At 41.1% G+C, this 14,497-nt stretch carries 14 protein-coding genes; 2 read left to right on the forward strand and 12 right to left on the reverse strand.

Annotated features, from left to right (window positions below; genetic code table 11):
* Positions 1-402 precede the first annotated feature (402 nt).
* Positions 403-1,776 carry a tRNA uridine-5-carboxymethylaminomethyl(34) synthesis GTPase MnmE gene (gene mnmE / locus K6V48_RS01570; protein WP_105126613.1) on the forward strand — a complete coding sequence of 458 codons (1,374 nt, stop codon included), beginning with the start codon at positions 403-405 and terminating at the stop codon, positions 1,774-1,776.
* A gap of 110 nt (positions 1,777-1,886) precedes the next feature.
* Positions 1,887-2,963, forward strand: coding sequence for a hypothetical protein (locus K6V48_RS01575; RefSeq protein WP_222367454.1), 1,077 nt, complete (start codon positions 1,887-1,889; stop codon positions 2,961-2,963).
* Between the two features lie 71 nt (positions 2,964-3,034).
* Here K6V48_RS01575 and K6V48_RS01580 read toward each other — a convergent pair whose 3' ends face one another.
* The 12 genes from K6V48_RS01580 to glmM all read right to left on the reverse strand — a co-directional run bounded on the left by K6V48_RS01580 (position 3,035) and on the right by glmM (position 14,496).
* Positions 3,035-3,616 carry a LemA family protein gene (locus tag K6V48_RS01580; protein ID WP_160864186.1) on the reverse strand — a complete coding sequence of 194 codons (582 nt, stop codon included), beginning with the start codon at positions 3,614-3,616 and terminating at the stop codon, positions 3,035-3,037.
* Positions 3,617-3,685: 69 nt separating this feature from the next.
* Entirely contained in the window at positions 3,686-4,468 is a 783-nt protein-coding gene (locus K6V48_RS01585) for a TPM domain-containing protein (RefSeq protein ID WP_222367457.1), read from the reverse strand.
* A 68-nt stretch (positions 4,469-4,536) separates the two neighbouring features.
* A complete protein-coding gene (locus K6V48_RS01590) occupies positions 4,537-5,118 on the reverse strand; it encodes a uracil-DNA glycosylase family protein (RefSeq protein ID WP_172039346.1) in 582 nt (193 codons plus the stop codon).
* Positions 5,105-5,563, reverse strand: a complete 459-nt coding sequence (locus tag K6V48_RS01595; protein ID WP_222367458.1) for a GNAT family N-acetyltransferase — start codon at positions 5,561-5,563, stop codon at positions 5,105-5,107. The genes K6V48_RS01590 and K6V48_RS01595 overlap by 14 nt, the downstream gene beginning before the upstream one ends.
* Before the next feature lie 38 nt (positions 5,564-5,601).
* On the reverse strand, positions 5,602-7,002 hold the full coding sequence (pepV, locus tag K6V48_RS01600) for a dipeptidase PepV (RefSeq protein WP_261311016.1): 1,401 nt from the start codon (positions 7,000-7,002) through the stop codon (positions 5,602-5,604).
* A 97-nt stretch (positions 7,003-7,099) separates the two neighbouring features.
* Complete coding sequence (locus tag K6V48_RS01605) at positions 7,100-7,864, reverse strand: ABC transporter permease (RefSeq protein ID WP_172066370.1); 765 nt, start codon at positions 7,862-7,864, stop codon at positions 7,100-7,102.
* The gene (locus tag K6V48_RS01610) at positions 7,861-8,511 is read right to left on the reverse strand and encodes an ABC transporter ATP-binding protein (RefSeq protein ID WP_222367460.1); all 651 of its coding nucleotides are present in this window, start codon (positions 8,509-8,511) and stop codon (positions 7,861-7,863) included. The genes K6V48_RS01605 and K6V48_RS01610 overlap by 4 nt, the downstream gene beginning before the upstream one ends.
* Positions 8,501-8,935, reverse strand: a complete 435-nt coding sequence (locus K6V48_RS01615) for a cupin domain-containing protein (RefSeq protein ID WP_222367730.1) — start codon at positions 8,933-8,935, stop codon at positions 8,501-8,503. Before K6V48_RS01615 ends, K6V48_RS01610 begins: the two co-directional genes overlap by 11 nt.
* A gap of 142 nt (positions 8,936-9,077) precedes the next feature.
* The gene (locus K6V48_RS01620; RefSeq protein ID WP_172016703.1) at positions 9,078-9,458 is read right to left on the reverse strand and encodes a DUF4825 domain-containing protein; all 381 of its coding nucleotides are present in this window, start codon (positions 9,456-9,458) and stop codon (positions 9,078-9,080) included.
* Positions 9,459-9,574: 116 nt separating this feature from the next.
* Entirely contained in the window at positions 9,575-10,852 is a 1,278-nt protein-coding gene (ltrA, locus tag K6V48_RS01625) for a group II intron reverse transcriptase/maturase (protein ID WP_222367462.1), read from the reverse strand.
* A 550-nt stretch (positions 10,853-11,402) separates the two neighbouring features.
* Positions 11,403-12,947, reverse strand: coding sequence for an ABC-F family ATP-binding cassette domain-containing protein (locus K6V48_RS01630; protein WP_172071724.1), 1,545 nt, complete (start codon positions 12,945-12,947; stop codon positions 11,403-11,405).
* Positions 12,948-13,143: 196 nt separating this feature from the next.
* Entirely contained in the window at positions 13,144-14,496 is a 1,353-nt protein-coding gene (gene glmM, locus K6V48_RS01635; RefSeq protein ID WP_172016709.1) for a phosphoglucosamine mutase, read from the reverse strand.
* Position 14,497 lies beyond the last annotated feature (1 nt).

Here is a 14,497-nt window from a genome sequence, read left to right on the forward strand (position 1 = left end):
TCAGGTTTTTCTTTGTGTAGCATAGGAGAACCTCATAAGTCCTTTTTCTTATATTATACTCCTAAATACGAAGAAAAGCCCTTAGAAAATCAATTCTAAGGACTTTGTCTTCAGTCTGAGCCTGCCAAGACTGGCAGGTTTTGTTTACTATGAAATTGAAAAAAATTTTTAAATCGCTTTGATATATATATATATATATATCAAAGCGATTTAGAAGTTTCATATCTCTCTCCTAAAAAATACAAAGATTATGTAGGTTAATTTTATCATATTTTATAACAGAAAGGAATAGAAAAAACGATTGATTGAGCGGGTATTCACACTTCCCCATCCCTCATCTGTGCTTTTTTTGTATTTCCATGTTAAACTAATAAGTAAGATTTTTTTAGAAAGCAAAACTCTATGATCACAAAAGAATTCGATACAATAACTGCTATTTCTACTCCTCTCGGAGAGGGGGCAATTGGGATTGTCCGTCTATCTGGTACAGATGCATTTTCCATTGCAAGCAAAGTTTTTAAAGGAAAGGACTTAGCGACTGTGCCAAGTCATAGTCTGAACTATGGCCATATTATTGATCCCGCGACTGGACAGGTACTGGATGAAGTAATGCTCGGTGCCATGCGTTCTCCAAAGACCTTTACGCGCGAAGATGTTATTGAAATCAATACACATGGGGGTATCGCCGTCACAAATGAAATTCTTCAATTGTTGATTAGACAAGGTGCCCGAATGGCTGAGCCTGGTGAATTTACCAAGCGGGCCTTTCTCAACGGACGTGTGGATTTGACCCAGGCAGAGGCTGTCATGGATGTCATCCGTGCCAAGACCGACAAGGCTATGCACAACGCAGTCCGTCAGTTGGATGGCTCTCTCTCCCAACTGATTAATGAAACACGTCAGGAAATCCTCAACACTTTGGCTCAAGTCGAAGTGAATATTGATTATCCAGAGTATGATGATGTCGAAGAGGCAACCACAGACTTAGTCCGTGAGAAGACCCTCCAGTTTCAAGCTCTTTTGGAAAATCTCCTCCGAACCGCTCGTCGAGGTAAGATTTTACGTGAAGGTATCGCAACAGCTATTATCGGTCGACCAAATGTAGGAAAATCCAGCCTACTCAATAATCTCCTCCGTGAGGAAAAAGCCATCGTTACAGATATAGCAGGGACAACTCGCGACGTTATCGAAGAATACGTCAACATCAAAGGTGTCCCCCTCAAGCTGATTGATACCGCTGGTATCCGTGAAACAGATGACATCGTTGAAAAAATCGGTGTGGAACGGTCTAAAAAAGCGCTTGAGGAGGCCGACCTGATCCTACTTGTCCTCAACGCATCTGAGCCACTAACCGAGCAAGACCGAAATCTATTAGCCATTTCAGACATGGCAAATCGTATAATCTTGCTCAATAAAACAGACCTAGAAGAAAAAATTGAAGCTGATCAACTACCTGAGGATGTCATCCGCATTTCTGTATTGGAAAACCAAAACATTGATCAAATCGAAGAAAAAATCAATCAACTCTTCTTTGAAAATGCAGGTTTGGTGGAACAAGATGCCACCTACCTCTCTAACTCTCGCCACATTTCCCTTATTGAAAAAGCCGTCCAAAGTCTTCAGGCAGTTAATGATGGATTGGAAATGGGTATGCCTGTCGACTTGTTACAGGTTGACCTGACACGCTGTTGGCAAATATTGGGCGAAATAACAGGAGATGCCGCTCCAGATGAATTAATTACACAACTCTTTAGCCAATTTTGTCTTGGAAAATAAATATAGTCATGCAAAAATATTTGCATGACTTTTATATACAAAAAAACACAAAAATACTTGTTGATTGCTATGAAATATATTATACTAAAAAATAGAAAGGAGACTCTACGATGAAAAAATTAGTTGTTGCTTTACTAGCTGCATTTTGCCTTGTTTTTTCTTTTATTGGTTGGAAAGTAAATTCTTACCAACATGGTGATGTAACATTATCTAAGGATGCTGATTTTTACCTTGTTTATCCAGATAAAATCGAAACCTTTCAGTTATCTAGTGATGGACCTCTCCTCCTCAATACTCAAAAAATGAACTCCGAGAACTATTTTGGATCGGGAAAAAATTATATTTTAGATAATCGATATCTAGTTTATGCCAATGATCAACACAAAGTAGTCAATGATAATCTCGTTTCAATTGACTTCAAAAGTGGAAAGATTCTTCGTAAATCTAGTCAATATGCTTCTTACTTAAGTGGCACTGACGGTCAAAATTTCTATACTGCTGGTCCTTACCATACTCTGGCACAATTCGATAATAATTTTGAAACCTCCCAAACACTTGTGTTAAATGATGACTTCATTCCCTTTCCAGCTATTTATGTAGATGATGATTCGGTCTACATGACTGGACTTAAAAGGGAATTAAATCAAGCTGATACTGAAGAAAATGTCTTATTAGTCTGTGATAAACAAAATTTCTTCAAACAGAAAGTTTATAAATACGATAATAACCTTGTCACTGGAGAGGGCGTTATGGCAAATGGAATCATTTATCTCCCTGTTTTTGGAAATAAAACAATGGAATATGAAAAAATTGAAAGGATGTCTCAACTCCTGACCTTTGATACTTCAAAACGGACATTTTCATCAATTACGTTAGAACATTCTTCACCGAGCGCACTCTATCCACTAAAAGATAAAAATTTACTTTTTATCGAACACACTGATTACCAGTTCAGTCCCATCTCATTTACCATTTACAATACAGAAACTGGGGAACAAGTTTTTCATTCATTGAAGGAGTTAAATCCTCGACCCCACCATCTTGAACATGTCCGTCAAATAGACGATCGTCGTTTGATGATGATTCTTTCGGATACTCTTATCATTTATGATTTGCAGACTAAAAAGATAACCAATAAAACGACCTTATCAGAAGATTATGTGAGTGGTGTTTGGGTCAATCCATAACAAAATAGAACTCGGCAAAAAACCGAGTTCTATTTTGTTATTTCTAATCTATTAAAAACAAGAATCTTATTCTACTCTTCATCACTCAAATCAACACTTGGCACAGTCGTTGCAGCATCATTTGTTGCTTGGAAGAGTTCAACTTTTTCATATCCGAATAGACCTGCAAAGATTGATGTTGGGAAGCGTTTGATTTTTTTATTGTAAGATGTTGCTACTGCGTTATAATCTTTACGGGCAACTAAGATTCGATTCTCGGTACCTTCAAGCTCTGTAATCAAGTCTGAAACCTGTTGATTGGCTGTCAATTGTGGATAGTTTTCTGCCACTACCAATAGTCGAGAAACTGCAGAATCCAACTGACTTTGAGCTTGGTTATATTCACTCGTTCCCTGTTGACTGGAGCCAATTTTAGCACGCGCTTCTGCAATAGCAGTAAATATTTCTTCCTCGTGTTCCATGGCGCCTTTGACAGCTGCGACTACATTAGGTATCAAGTCATAGCGTCGTTGCAACTGTGTGTCTACATTGGCTTGCGCGTTTTCAACTTCAGCATAACTGTCCACCAAGCCATTGTATTGCCCGACTGCTCCCATTCCTAAAAATAGCAGAGCTAGGACTGGAATGAGGAGAACCAACCATTTCTTTTTCATATGATTTCCTTTCTAACCATGATTAAACATTCTAAAAACGAATAGCTATCAGAATCTTTACAAGATTTCTTACCAACCGGAAGAGGCACCTCCACCTCCTCCGCCACCACCGGACCAACCACCGCCACCGAAGCTGGACGATGAGGAATTAGACGAGTGATGATTGCGGTAGTGATGCTGATCATCCACCAACATCCAGAGCAAATTGCCTGGTCCACCGCCTCCACGACTGGATTTTTCAATTATCACAAAAATAATAATCACTACGACAACAGTTAAGAAAGCGAAAAAGCCCTGATCCTCTTCCGATGTTCTCTCATCTAAGGTGGCTAACTGGCTCTGACCAACGCTGGTACCATAAAACTGATCACCAATGGATTGAACAATATAGGTCACACCGCCATTGTAATCTTCCTGTCGAAAGAATTCTCTTGCATTTTCGAGAATTTCTTTTGCTTCTACATCTGTCAAGACTGTCGCAGCATTATCTGACGTTTCAATTCGAAATTCCCTATCTTCTATTGCAATAACCAGAAGTATCCCATTATTTGTGCCTGAAAATCCAACTTGCCACTGACGAAATGTCTCATTGGCTAAACTTTTGATATCTGTCCAAAGACTATTCGTCATATAGACACCGACCTGTAAACCTTGTTCCGTTGTTGACCAATCGAGATTAAGCTGATCAATTTCAGCAATAGTCTCGCTAGAAAGTAATTGAGTCTCATCTACTACTGTTGTATCTATCGGTCGATCGGGAATCTGATTTGCATTTACTAAGGCAGGTGGGATTAACAACCAAACCGCTAAAATAGTTAGACAAGTGACAATCAGTGTTTTCCATTTTCTCATCAGAACACCTCCTTCGATGAACAAAGATAAGAAAAATTTATTAGGTATATATATACAATTATATCATGTTAGTTTTGCTTTATCAATATATTTATGTTGTTTTTCAGCAGTGGCAAAATCTCTTCAACAAACCAAGGATGTTTAGCTTGCCATATATTGTTCCTTGGCGATGGGTGAGGTAGGGGAAAATAGGTGGGTAGGTAATCAGCTACATTCTCCACTCTCTCGGTTACAGTCCTGTGGGATTCTCCTAAATAATAGTCCTGGGCATACTTACCGATCAACAAGGTCAGCTCAATCTGGGGTAGTTGCTTCATAATGAGTGGGTGCCATTTGGGCGCAAAATCCTTGCGAGGCGGCAAATCCCCAGACTTTCCTTTTCCTGGATAATAGAAATCCATAGGAAGAATAGCAAAATGCCCAGATGCATAGAAGAATTCCCTATCTACTCCCAACCATTTCCGCAGATTCTCTCCACTAGCATCATCAAATAAGCGACCTTTTTCCTGGGTTTTCAAGCCAGGTGCCTGTCCAATAATGAGGATTTTTGCGGTAGACGGTGCTTGGAAAAGCGGCTTTATCCCTTTTTTCGTAAAAGATTGATTGGCTGAATCCTCCATAATCGCCTGACGAATATCAGCAAGTTCCATAATGTCCTACTTTCTTGGCCATTGTTACATCTGCTTCTAGAGCATGAAAACCACATTTTTTATAGAAGAAAAAGACTGGAAGAATGCGTTCAGTTTGCAGGAGAATATGAACGATCTTTCTTTCAGCTAACTGCTTCTCAATATCAGCTAATAAACTAGCACCATGTCCTTGCCTTTGGTAATCACGGGAAATGCAGAACTCTTCAATTCGATACCCTCTTCCCTCATACCAATAGCGAATGTAACAAAGTGACAGACCTATCAATTTTTCCTGGTCAAACAAGCCAAAACCGAGTGCTCTTGGGTGTCCCAGTAAATCGCCTATGTAGCAATCTAATTGTTCCTCATCTGACCAATCATCATTCCAAGGTTCTTGGCTGAAAACAGATAAAAATAATTCTTTAACCATTTCCATGTCTGTAAAACAAAGTTCTTTCAGTTCCATATTTCCTCCTAAAAAAGACGGGCATCCCCGTCTTCGTACTATTTGATTAATTCATAGATAGCTTCTGCGTAAATGGCCGCGGCGCGGTAGAGTTGCTCCACTTCGATAAATTCGTTGGCTTGGTGCATGGTATTGACATCGCCTGGGAACATAGCTCCGTAGGCAACCCCACGTTTGAGCAAGCGGCCGAATGTTCCGCCACCGATCACTTGTTCATGACCTTTCAAGCCTGTGTGTTTTTCGTAAACAGACAAGAGGGTCGCAACCATTGGGTCATCGATTGGGCAATAATGTGGAGTATGACCATGCTCAGACAAGCTCACAGCTTCTACGCCAAGTTTTTCTAAACCAGCCTTGATGGTTTCTGGGTTGGTATTTTTTGGATAACGGAAGTTGAGGGCAATGGTGTTATCAGATGAGGTTTCGTCAAATTTGAAAACACCTGCATTCATAGAAAGGGCACCCATTTGCTCATCGAAGATGGCTACGCCAAGTTTTTGTCCATCGTGGTCTTCCAAAAGGACTTGGCCAGCCAAATCAAGATAGGCTTTGGCTGCACCATCAAAGGCGAATTGGCTGAGGAATTTTGCCAAATAGGTTGCTCCGTTGACACCTTCTTCTGGGGTTGAACCGTGGGCTGATTTTCCGATGACGGTGACTTGAACTTGACCGTTTTCAAGGGTTTCCGCGTCAGCTTTTAGGCCATAGGCTGCTGTGAAATCTGCCAACTTGCTGTCCATATCTGCTAGGTCACCAGAGATAATAGCTGTCGCAGATTCAGGCACCATGTTCTCACGCAAACCGCCAGCGAAGGAATGCAGTTTAGCAGCTCCGCTATTTTCCCCTGCAAAATGAAGATAAGCTGTGATATTACCCTTTTCGCCGTTTATAATCGGGAACTCAGCATCTGGAGAAAATCCGAAATCTGGCAAAGGAAGGCCGACGTGCTCGAAGTAGTAATCCATGTCCGCCCAGCCAGACTCTTCATCGGTACCAACGATGAAACGGACTTTTTTAGAGGTCGGAAGACCCAACTCCTTGATGATTTTCAAGCCGTAATAACAAGCCATGGTTGGTCCCTTATCGTCAGAAGATCCGCGGGCAAAGAGCTTACCGTCGATGATTTGCGGCTCGTATGGGTCGGTGTTCCAGCCGCTTCCTGCTGGCACCACGTCCAAGTGACCAAAGATACCGAGGACTTCGTCGCCCTCGCCGAACTCAAAGTGACCTGCGTAGTTGTCAACGTTCTTGGTTGGATAGCCATCACGCTGAGCGATTTCTAAAAACTTATCCAAGGCACGCACTGGGCCAGGTCCAAATGGATGCTGGGCATCTGCCTGGCTGTCGTCACGCTCAGAATTGATGCGTAAGAGATCAAAGAGGTCCGCTAGAAACTCATCTTTGCGTTTGTCAAACTCTGCTCTAAAATTTACTGTCATAATATCTCCTTTTCAGTATCAAAGTAAGTCTATTTTATCATATTTTCGCAGACTTCACTGATAAAAAATGACCTTTCACACAGAAAGATCAATTTCCTTATTCAAAATCTAACTGAGTCCTATCTGTAAAATAAGTCTTATAGGCCGCATATGAGGCTATAACAGATGCGAGACTGGTTGCTGATAGTAGCATGAACATGACCATAATCTGATAGCGAATGGCTTGGACAGGGTCTACTCCTGCAAAAATCAGACCAGACATCATTCCTGGTAAACTGACTAAACCAACTGTTTTGGCTGAGTCAATTGTCGGTTGCATACCAGTCCGAATGGATTCTCGCAAAATTTCCTGTGAAGCCAATTTACTCGTTGCCCCTAGACTTAATTTTTCCAACACCTGTTGGCGGTTATCAGTAAAGGACCGGTACATAGCTCGATAGGATAGACCAATTGCTGTCATTGCATTACTAGCCAACATCCCTGAAATTGGAATGACTTGAGAAGGTATTAATTGGATGGCACCTGATAACAGTAATAATCCTAAAGTGATACTGGTGGAAGTGAGCAAAGCAAGAAAAGGATAAATCAGCTTTTTGTTCTTGATTGGATTGCGTTTATTTGCCTGTACACTAGCATTATAAAGAATAATCAACACCATACCCAAACTGAGGAAAACATTCGAAACTTGAAAAATAAATTTTAAAATATAGCCAACAACGAATAACTGAACAATCGTACGGACAACCGCTACCAAAATATCTTTTGTCAGCCCAAGTTTCTCTTTTTGGCTTATCCCCATCGCAAGTAGAACCAAGCCGAAAATTAAGACTAGGGATAAATTATCTACTGAAACAGAGTTCATAGTTGCATCCTCCCATCTTTCATTCTTAAAATATGCTTAGCCCCATCAATTTCTGATTGGTCATGCGTCACTTCAATTAATGTTTTTCCAGTTTCGTGGTAATCAGTAAGTAGTTGATTCACAATAGCTTTGGTCTCCGCATCTAACCCTGCACTAACTTCGTCTAATAGCAAAACTTGAGGTTCAAAAAGTAAATTACGTATAAGAGCGACACGTTGTTTTTCACCACCTGATAATTCTGTAATCCCTTGGGTAAGAAAATCTTCACCCAAATTTACATTTTTTAAGGCTGTAATCGCTTTTGATTTATCAAATTCTAACTGTCTCACTGTGAATGGAAAACGCAGATTGTCTTCGACTGTATTTCCAAAAAGTACAGGTTGTTGAAAGCAATAGGAAACTTCTCTTCGATAGGTGGGCATATCCAGTTTCTCTATTTCCTTACCTCTAAAAAGAATCTGTCCTTGAGTCGCTGAAGTAAGCCCTGCTAATATTTTTAAGATGCTACTTTTTCCGCTACCAGAAGGCCCAACCAAGGTTAGACGCTCACCTTCACTAACAGAAAAATGAATATCAGTCAAAATCGACTTACCTTTATCAGATAAGCCGACGGATTTTAGTTCAAAAATCGGTGTATTAGTGACCATGTTCTTCAGCTTCTTCCGCAGCAAGTGCAATAGCTTGTGTTTCATGAACCGTACCATGAGCGTGATGGGCTGGTCCATAGATAGAATAGATTTTGAGGTCTTCTTGGCCAATATTGATGACATTATGGTAGGTACCGTTTGGAATCAAGATAACATCTTCTGGTCCAACTTCTCTATCCAAGGTAATCTTTTCAGCTGATTCTCCCATGATAACTCGGCCATGACCTCGTTCAATGCGGAGGAACTGATCGTTTTCATTGTGCACTTCCGCACCAATATCTTCTCCGACTGGAATGGACATCAAGGTCACTTGAAGCAATTCACCAGTCCAGATTGCTGTTCGATAGTTTGTATTTTCTAGCGTAGCAGTTTCAATATTGGTTACAAATGGATCTTTTCCATAATCTTTCATTGTCATAGTAATCGCCTCCAATTTATAATGATTCTAAACTTTCTTTAGAACAATTCTAATTATACTCCTATCTATCAATATGTCAAGTATTTTGAAACTATCTGATAAAATTCAGACGATACTCATAATTGAGAAATGACCTACATAAGGCAGGTCATTCTTTGTGATATGAAACTATTTCTTTCTGGGTTTCTTCATTGACAAAGGTTACCTTTCCTAAATTAGCAATCAAGTCAAAAATGGAGTTACTATTCTGCTCTAATTCTAAATAGTCAGAGTCAGGCATTTCAGTTACTTTCAAATAGATGATAAGCTCATATGGTTCTTCATCTGAACGTATTTCAATATGATCATAGGTGTAACCTGTTGGGTAATCCTGTAAACTTGCAATCTTAATTACATTGTTACTATCTCCGATATATTCTGTTCTATATTGCTCAAGAGAATCTATTTCGTTTTCAGCTGGCTGGCATGCAGATAAGAATATAGTAGTTAGAATTGTCATTAACATAATCCGTTTAAATTGGTGATTCATGATATATCTTCCTTTCAACCTTTATTATCAGTTACATTACTATCAAATATAATCGAGTAGGGACTAATTTCTAGTCCCTCTCACACCACCGTGCGTGCCGTTCGGCACACGGCGGTTCAACTAACTTTTAACGCATGTCGTTTTAGATAATAATCTAGGCAAGAAACCAGTCCACGTTTAGCGAGGACTGGTTTTGATATGGCACGTTTCAGTACAGACCTCTGAGCCACTAATTGATAATGGTCTCCCCAGCCAGATACTTTATCCGCTATCCACTTCGGTACTCCTAGTTTGAGAAGTCCCCATAGTCGCCTAGATTTCTTCTTCCATTGTTTCCAGATAACAACTCTTATTCGAGTTCTTAGTCGTTCATCAATGCTTTCCATGACTGATTTCATGTTCGTCATAGAAAAGTAGTTTATCCAACCTCGGATGACCCAGTTTAGTCGCTCAATTCGGCTGTCTAAGTCAATACTCCACTTACGGGACGTTAGTTTCTTGAGTTTTCTCTTGAAACTCTGTACGCTATCCTGATGCGGACGACTTTTCCAACCCCCCGATGATTTCCAGAACCCAAATCCTAGATACTTCAATTTGCTCGGTCTCACAATCTTGGTCTTGGTCATGTTGACTTTCAAACCTAATCGTTTTTCAATATAACGACTAATTGAATGCATCACACGTTTAGCCGCCGCCTCACTACCAACTGTGATGACACAGTCATCTGCGTAGCGAACAAAGCGAAGTCCACGATTTTCCAACTCTTTATCTAGCTCATTAAGCATGATATTGGATAGGAGCGGTGATAGGTTTCCTCCCTGTGGCGTTCCGACTAGTGTTTTATACCGTTGGCCGTTGATGACTACACCTGAATGAAGGTACTTACGAATCAGAGATTCTGTATCCCCATCTTGGATAATGTTATGAACAAGCGACATCAGTCTATCTTGAGGAACGGTATCGAAAAACTTCTCGAGGTCTATATCCACTATCCACTCATAGCCGTCATTAAGGTATTCTAATAACTGGATAACGGCATGTTCGCAGGACCGATTGGGTCTGAATCCGTAGCTCTTATCAGAGAAATAGGGTTCACAGATAGGACTAATGACTTGGACAATGGCTTGTTGTATCATTCTATCCATGACCGTTGGAATGCCTAGCTGGCGAACTCCGCCGTTAGGCTTGGAAATTTCAACTCGTAAAACGGGCTGTGGTTTGTACTTTCTCTGCTTTATGAGTTCTTTAGTTGAACGCCAGTGTTTGCGGAGATAGTCATCTATTTCGTCAATAGTTACGCCGTCAATTCCTGCTGAACCTTTATTGGCTCTAACTTGATTGTAAGCATCCAACATATTTGAACGTGATAGGATATTATCTAATAACTGTGACATGTGCGTACTCCTTTCTTGTCTCGGTGTCTGTAGGATATCTTATATTGATAAGCTTTCTTCCAGTCAATACGTGACCGTCTCCAGTTCTATCAGACCATTCTTTACAGACACAATCGAAGTAGGTATACTTCGGTTAATTGTTCGGTCCTTCGCTCCGTTTCCATTACAGAAATTTCATCGCTACTATGACCTCGGCTGACTTCTCATGATTCGTTGTTACTACGTCTTATTGACGCTCATGAGACCTCACGGGATAAGTCGTACATCTTTCCTCGTTTACACTCGTGATTTACGCATATAGGTTACGACTACCTTTTTGGACTTTGGTGCTTGTAGCCACCTTATCCGCTATATACGCCTTTGTATCACGTTTCTGTTCGTAGCGCCACGATTTCGCTATCCCTTCCTCTCCCCGCTACCTCACGATAGTCAGGCTTGGGAGTCGCTTTGGGGTTCACCGGTAGCGGGTGCCCGCAGAGGACTTTCACCTCAGATGTACGACATGCCCGTCGTACTACAAAGAAAAAGCTACCTTTCGATAGCTTGTTTCTTAAGTCAATTCATTAAAATCCCAAACATCGTCAACCCAGCCCTCATAGAAATCAGGCTCATGGCAGACCATGAGAATAGAGCCCTTGTAGGCTTTGAGAGCTCGTTTAAGTTCATCTTTGGCATCCACATCTAAATGGTTGGTCGGCTCGTCAAGGATAAGTACATTGTTTTCACGGTTCATAAGCAAACAGAAGCGAACTTTGGCCTGCTCACCACCTGAAAGAACTTGAATTTGGCTTTCGATATGTTTGGAAGTCAAACCGCAACGAGCCAAGGCCGCCCGAACTTCCGCCTGATTAAGAGCAGGAAAGGCATCCCATACCGCTTCTAGTGGCGTCTGACGATTACCAGCAGCAACTTCCTGTTCAAAATACCCTAATTCTAAATACTCCCCACGCTCAACAGTTCCTCCTAGCGGTGGAATAATGCCTAGAAGACTTTTGAGAAGGGTGGATTTACCAATACCATTGGCACCGACAATGGCAATCTTTTGGTTACGCTCAAAGGTTAAATTGAGCGGTGTGCGTGTTAAAACGCGATCATATCCTATTTCCAAATTATTGGTCTGGAAGATAAAACGACTTGGTGTGCGTGCCATTTTGAAGTCGAAGGATGGCTTTGGTTTTTCGGACTGAAGTTCAATAATCTCCATCTTATCCAACTTCTTCTGGCGAGACATGGCCATATTTCGAGTAGCAACGCGAGCCTTATTTCGATTCACAAAATCCTGCAAATCAGCGATTTCTTTCTGTTGACGTTCATAGGCCGCTTCCAATTGTGCACGCTTCATGGCATGGACTTCTTGGAATTGATAATAGTCACCTGTATAGCGAGTTAATAATTGGTTTTCAACATGATAAACAATATTGATCACATCATTCAAGAATGGAATATCATGGGAAATTAAAACAAATGCATTTTCATAGTTCTGCAAATATCGTTTGAGCCAGTCAATATGCTCAGCATCCAAGTAGTTGGTTGGTTCATCCAAGAGCAAGATATCTGGCTTTTCCAAGAGCAATTTTGCCAAAAGAACTTTAGTCCGTTGTCCCCCTGATAACTCCGTCACATCCTTGTCCATACCGTATTCCATGACACCAAGAGCACGAGCTACTTCATCAATTTTAGCATCTAAAGTATAGAAATCACGACTTTCCAAGCGATCTTGGAGTTCTCCAACCTCTTCCATAAGAGCATCGATATCAACCCCATCTTCAGCCATTGACATATAAATATCATTGATACGAGCTTCGGTTTTGAATAATTCATCAAAGGCTGTGCGTAAGACGTCACGAACTGATTGACCCTTTTCTAATTTAGCATGCTGGTCTAAATAACCTGCCGTTACATAACGTGACCATTCAACCTTCCCTTCATCTGGTTGCAATTGACCTGTCACGATGGACATGAAGGTCGATTTCCCTTCACCATTGGCACCGACAAGTCCGATATGTTCCCCTTTCAAGAGACGGAAGGAGACATTTTCGAAAATTGCACGGTCACCAAAGCCATGGCTCAAATTCTTTACTTCTAAAATACTCATAAATTCCTCACAAAAGAGGCTGGGCAGAAAGTCCAACCTCGCTTCTCAGAGTTCGTGTCAACATCTCAGCGCAGTGGTTGATTGGCAGATTTGTTCGTGTTTCACACTCGAAATCTGACCTAATCAACTGTGCGGGGGTGGGAAGACGAACTCTTTTTAGACTGGTCGAGTTCTTTCCCACTCCCTGTTTACTCTTTTAATCTAAACCGATTTCAGTACGAACCACATCTGCGATTGTATCTACATAATAGTTAACCTCAGCATCTGTTGGGGCTTCCGCCATAACACGCAATAGTGGCTCAGTCCCACTTGGACGAACTAAGATACGACCATTCCCTGCCATCTCTGCCTCCATCTTTTCAATGATAGCTGCAATAGCAGGAACCTCCATAGATTTATCCTTCATGCTGTTTTCAACACGAATATTGACTAATTTTTGTGGATAAATCGTAACTTCTGCCGCCAATTCTGACAAGGTTTTACCTGTTTCTTTCATGATTTTAGTCAGTTGCACAGCGGTCAATTGGCCATCACCTGTGGTGTTATAATCCATAAGAATTACGTGACCAGATTGTTCACCACCAATATTGTAACCTTCTTTGCGCATTTCCTCGACCACATAACGGTCTCCAACTGCGGTCACAGCTTTTTCAATTCCTTCGCGATCCAAGGCCTTATGGAATCCGAGATTGGACATAACTGTGGTCACAATTGTATTTTTGGCCAATAGACCACGATCAGCAAGGTATTTACCAATGATATACATGATGCGATCGCCATCTACTAAATCACCATTTTCGTCTACAGCAATCAATCGATCGCTATCACCATCAAAGGCAAGACCTATTTGACTACCTGTTTCCTTAACTAATTCTTGCAATTTTTCAGGATGCGTAGAACCAACGCCCTCATTGATATTCAAACCGTCTGGATTTTCAGCCATAACCGTCAAATCTGCACCCAGGTCTGCAAAAATTTGGCGAGCAGAAGTTGCCGCTGCACCATTAGCTGTATCCAAAGCAACTTTCATACCTTCTAATTCAGTACCAGTTGACACTAAAAATTGTTGATACTTGCGTAGACCTTCTGGATACTCCACTACATCACCCAAACCTTGAGCAGATGGACGTGGTAATGTATCTTCTTCCGCATCAAGAAGAGCTTCTATCTCTGCTTCCAATGCATCATCTAATTTGAAACCATCACCAGCAAAGAACTTAATTCCATTATCCTGTGCTGGATTGTGGCTTGCAGAAATCATAACCCCTGCGCTAGCTTTTTCAACTTTGACTAAGTGGGCAACACCAGGTGTTGCGAGTACACCTAGTTTATATACATGAATACCTACTGATAAAAGACCTGCAACCAAAGCAGACTCAAGCATTTGTCCTGAAATACGTGTGTCACGCGCCACAAAAACTCGAGGTACATCCGTTTCATGTTGACTAAGGACATAGCCACCAAAACGACCTAGTTTAAATGCCAATTCTGGCGTCAATTCTACGTTTGCTTCTCCACGGACCCCATCCGTACCAAAATATTTTCCCATT

The sequence above is a fragment of the Streptococcus suis genome (genome assembly GCF_019794555.1).
In the GTDB taxonomy this organism is placed as follows: domain Bacteria; phylum Bacillota; class Bacilli; order Lactobacillales; family Streptococcaceae; genus Streptococcus; species Streptococcus suis_AB.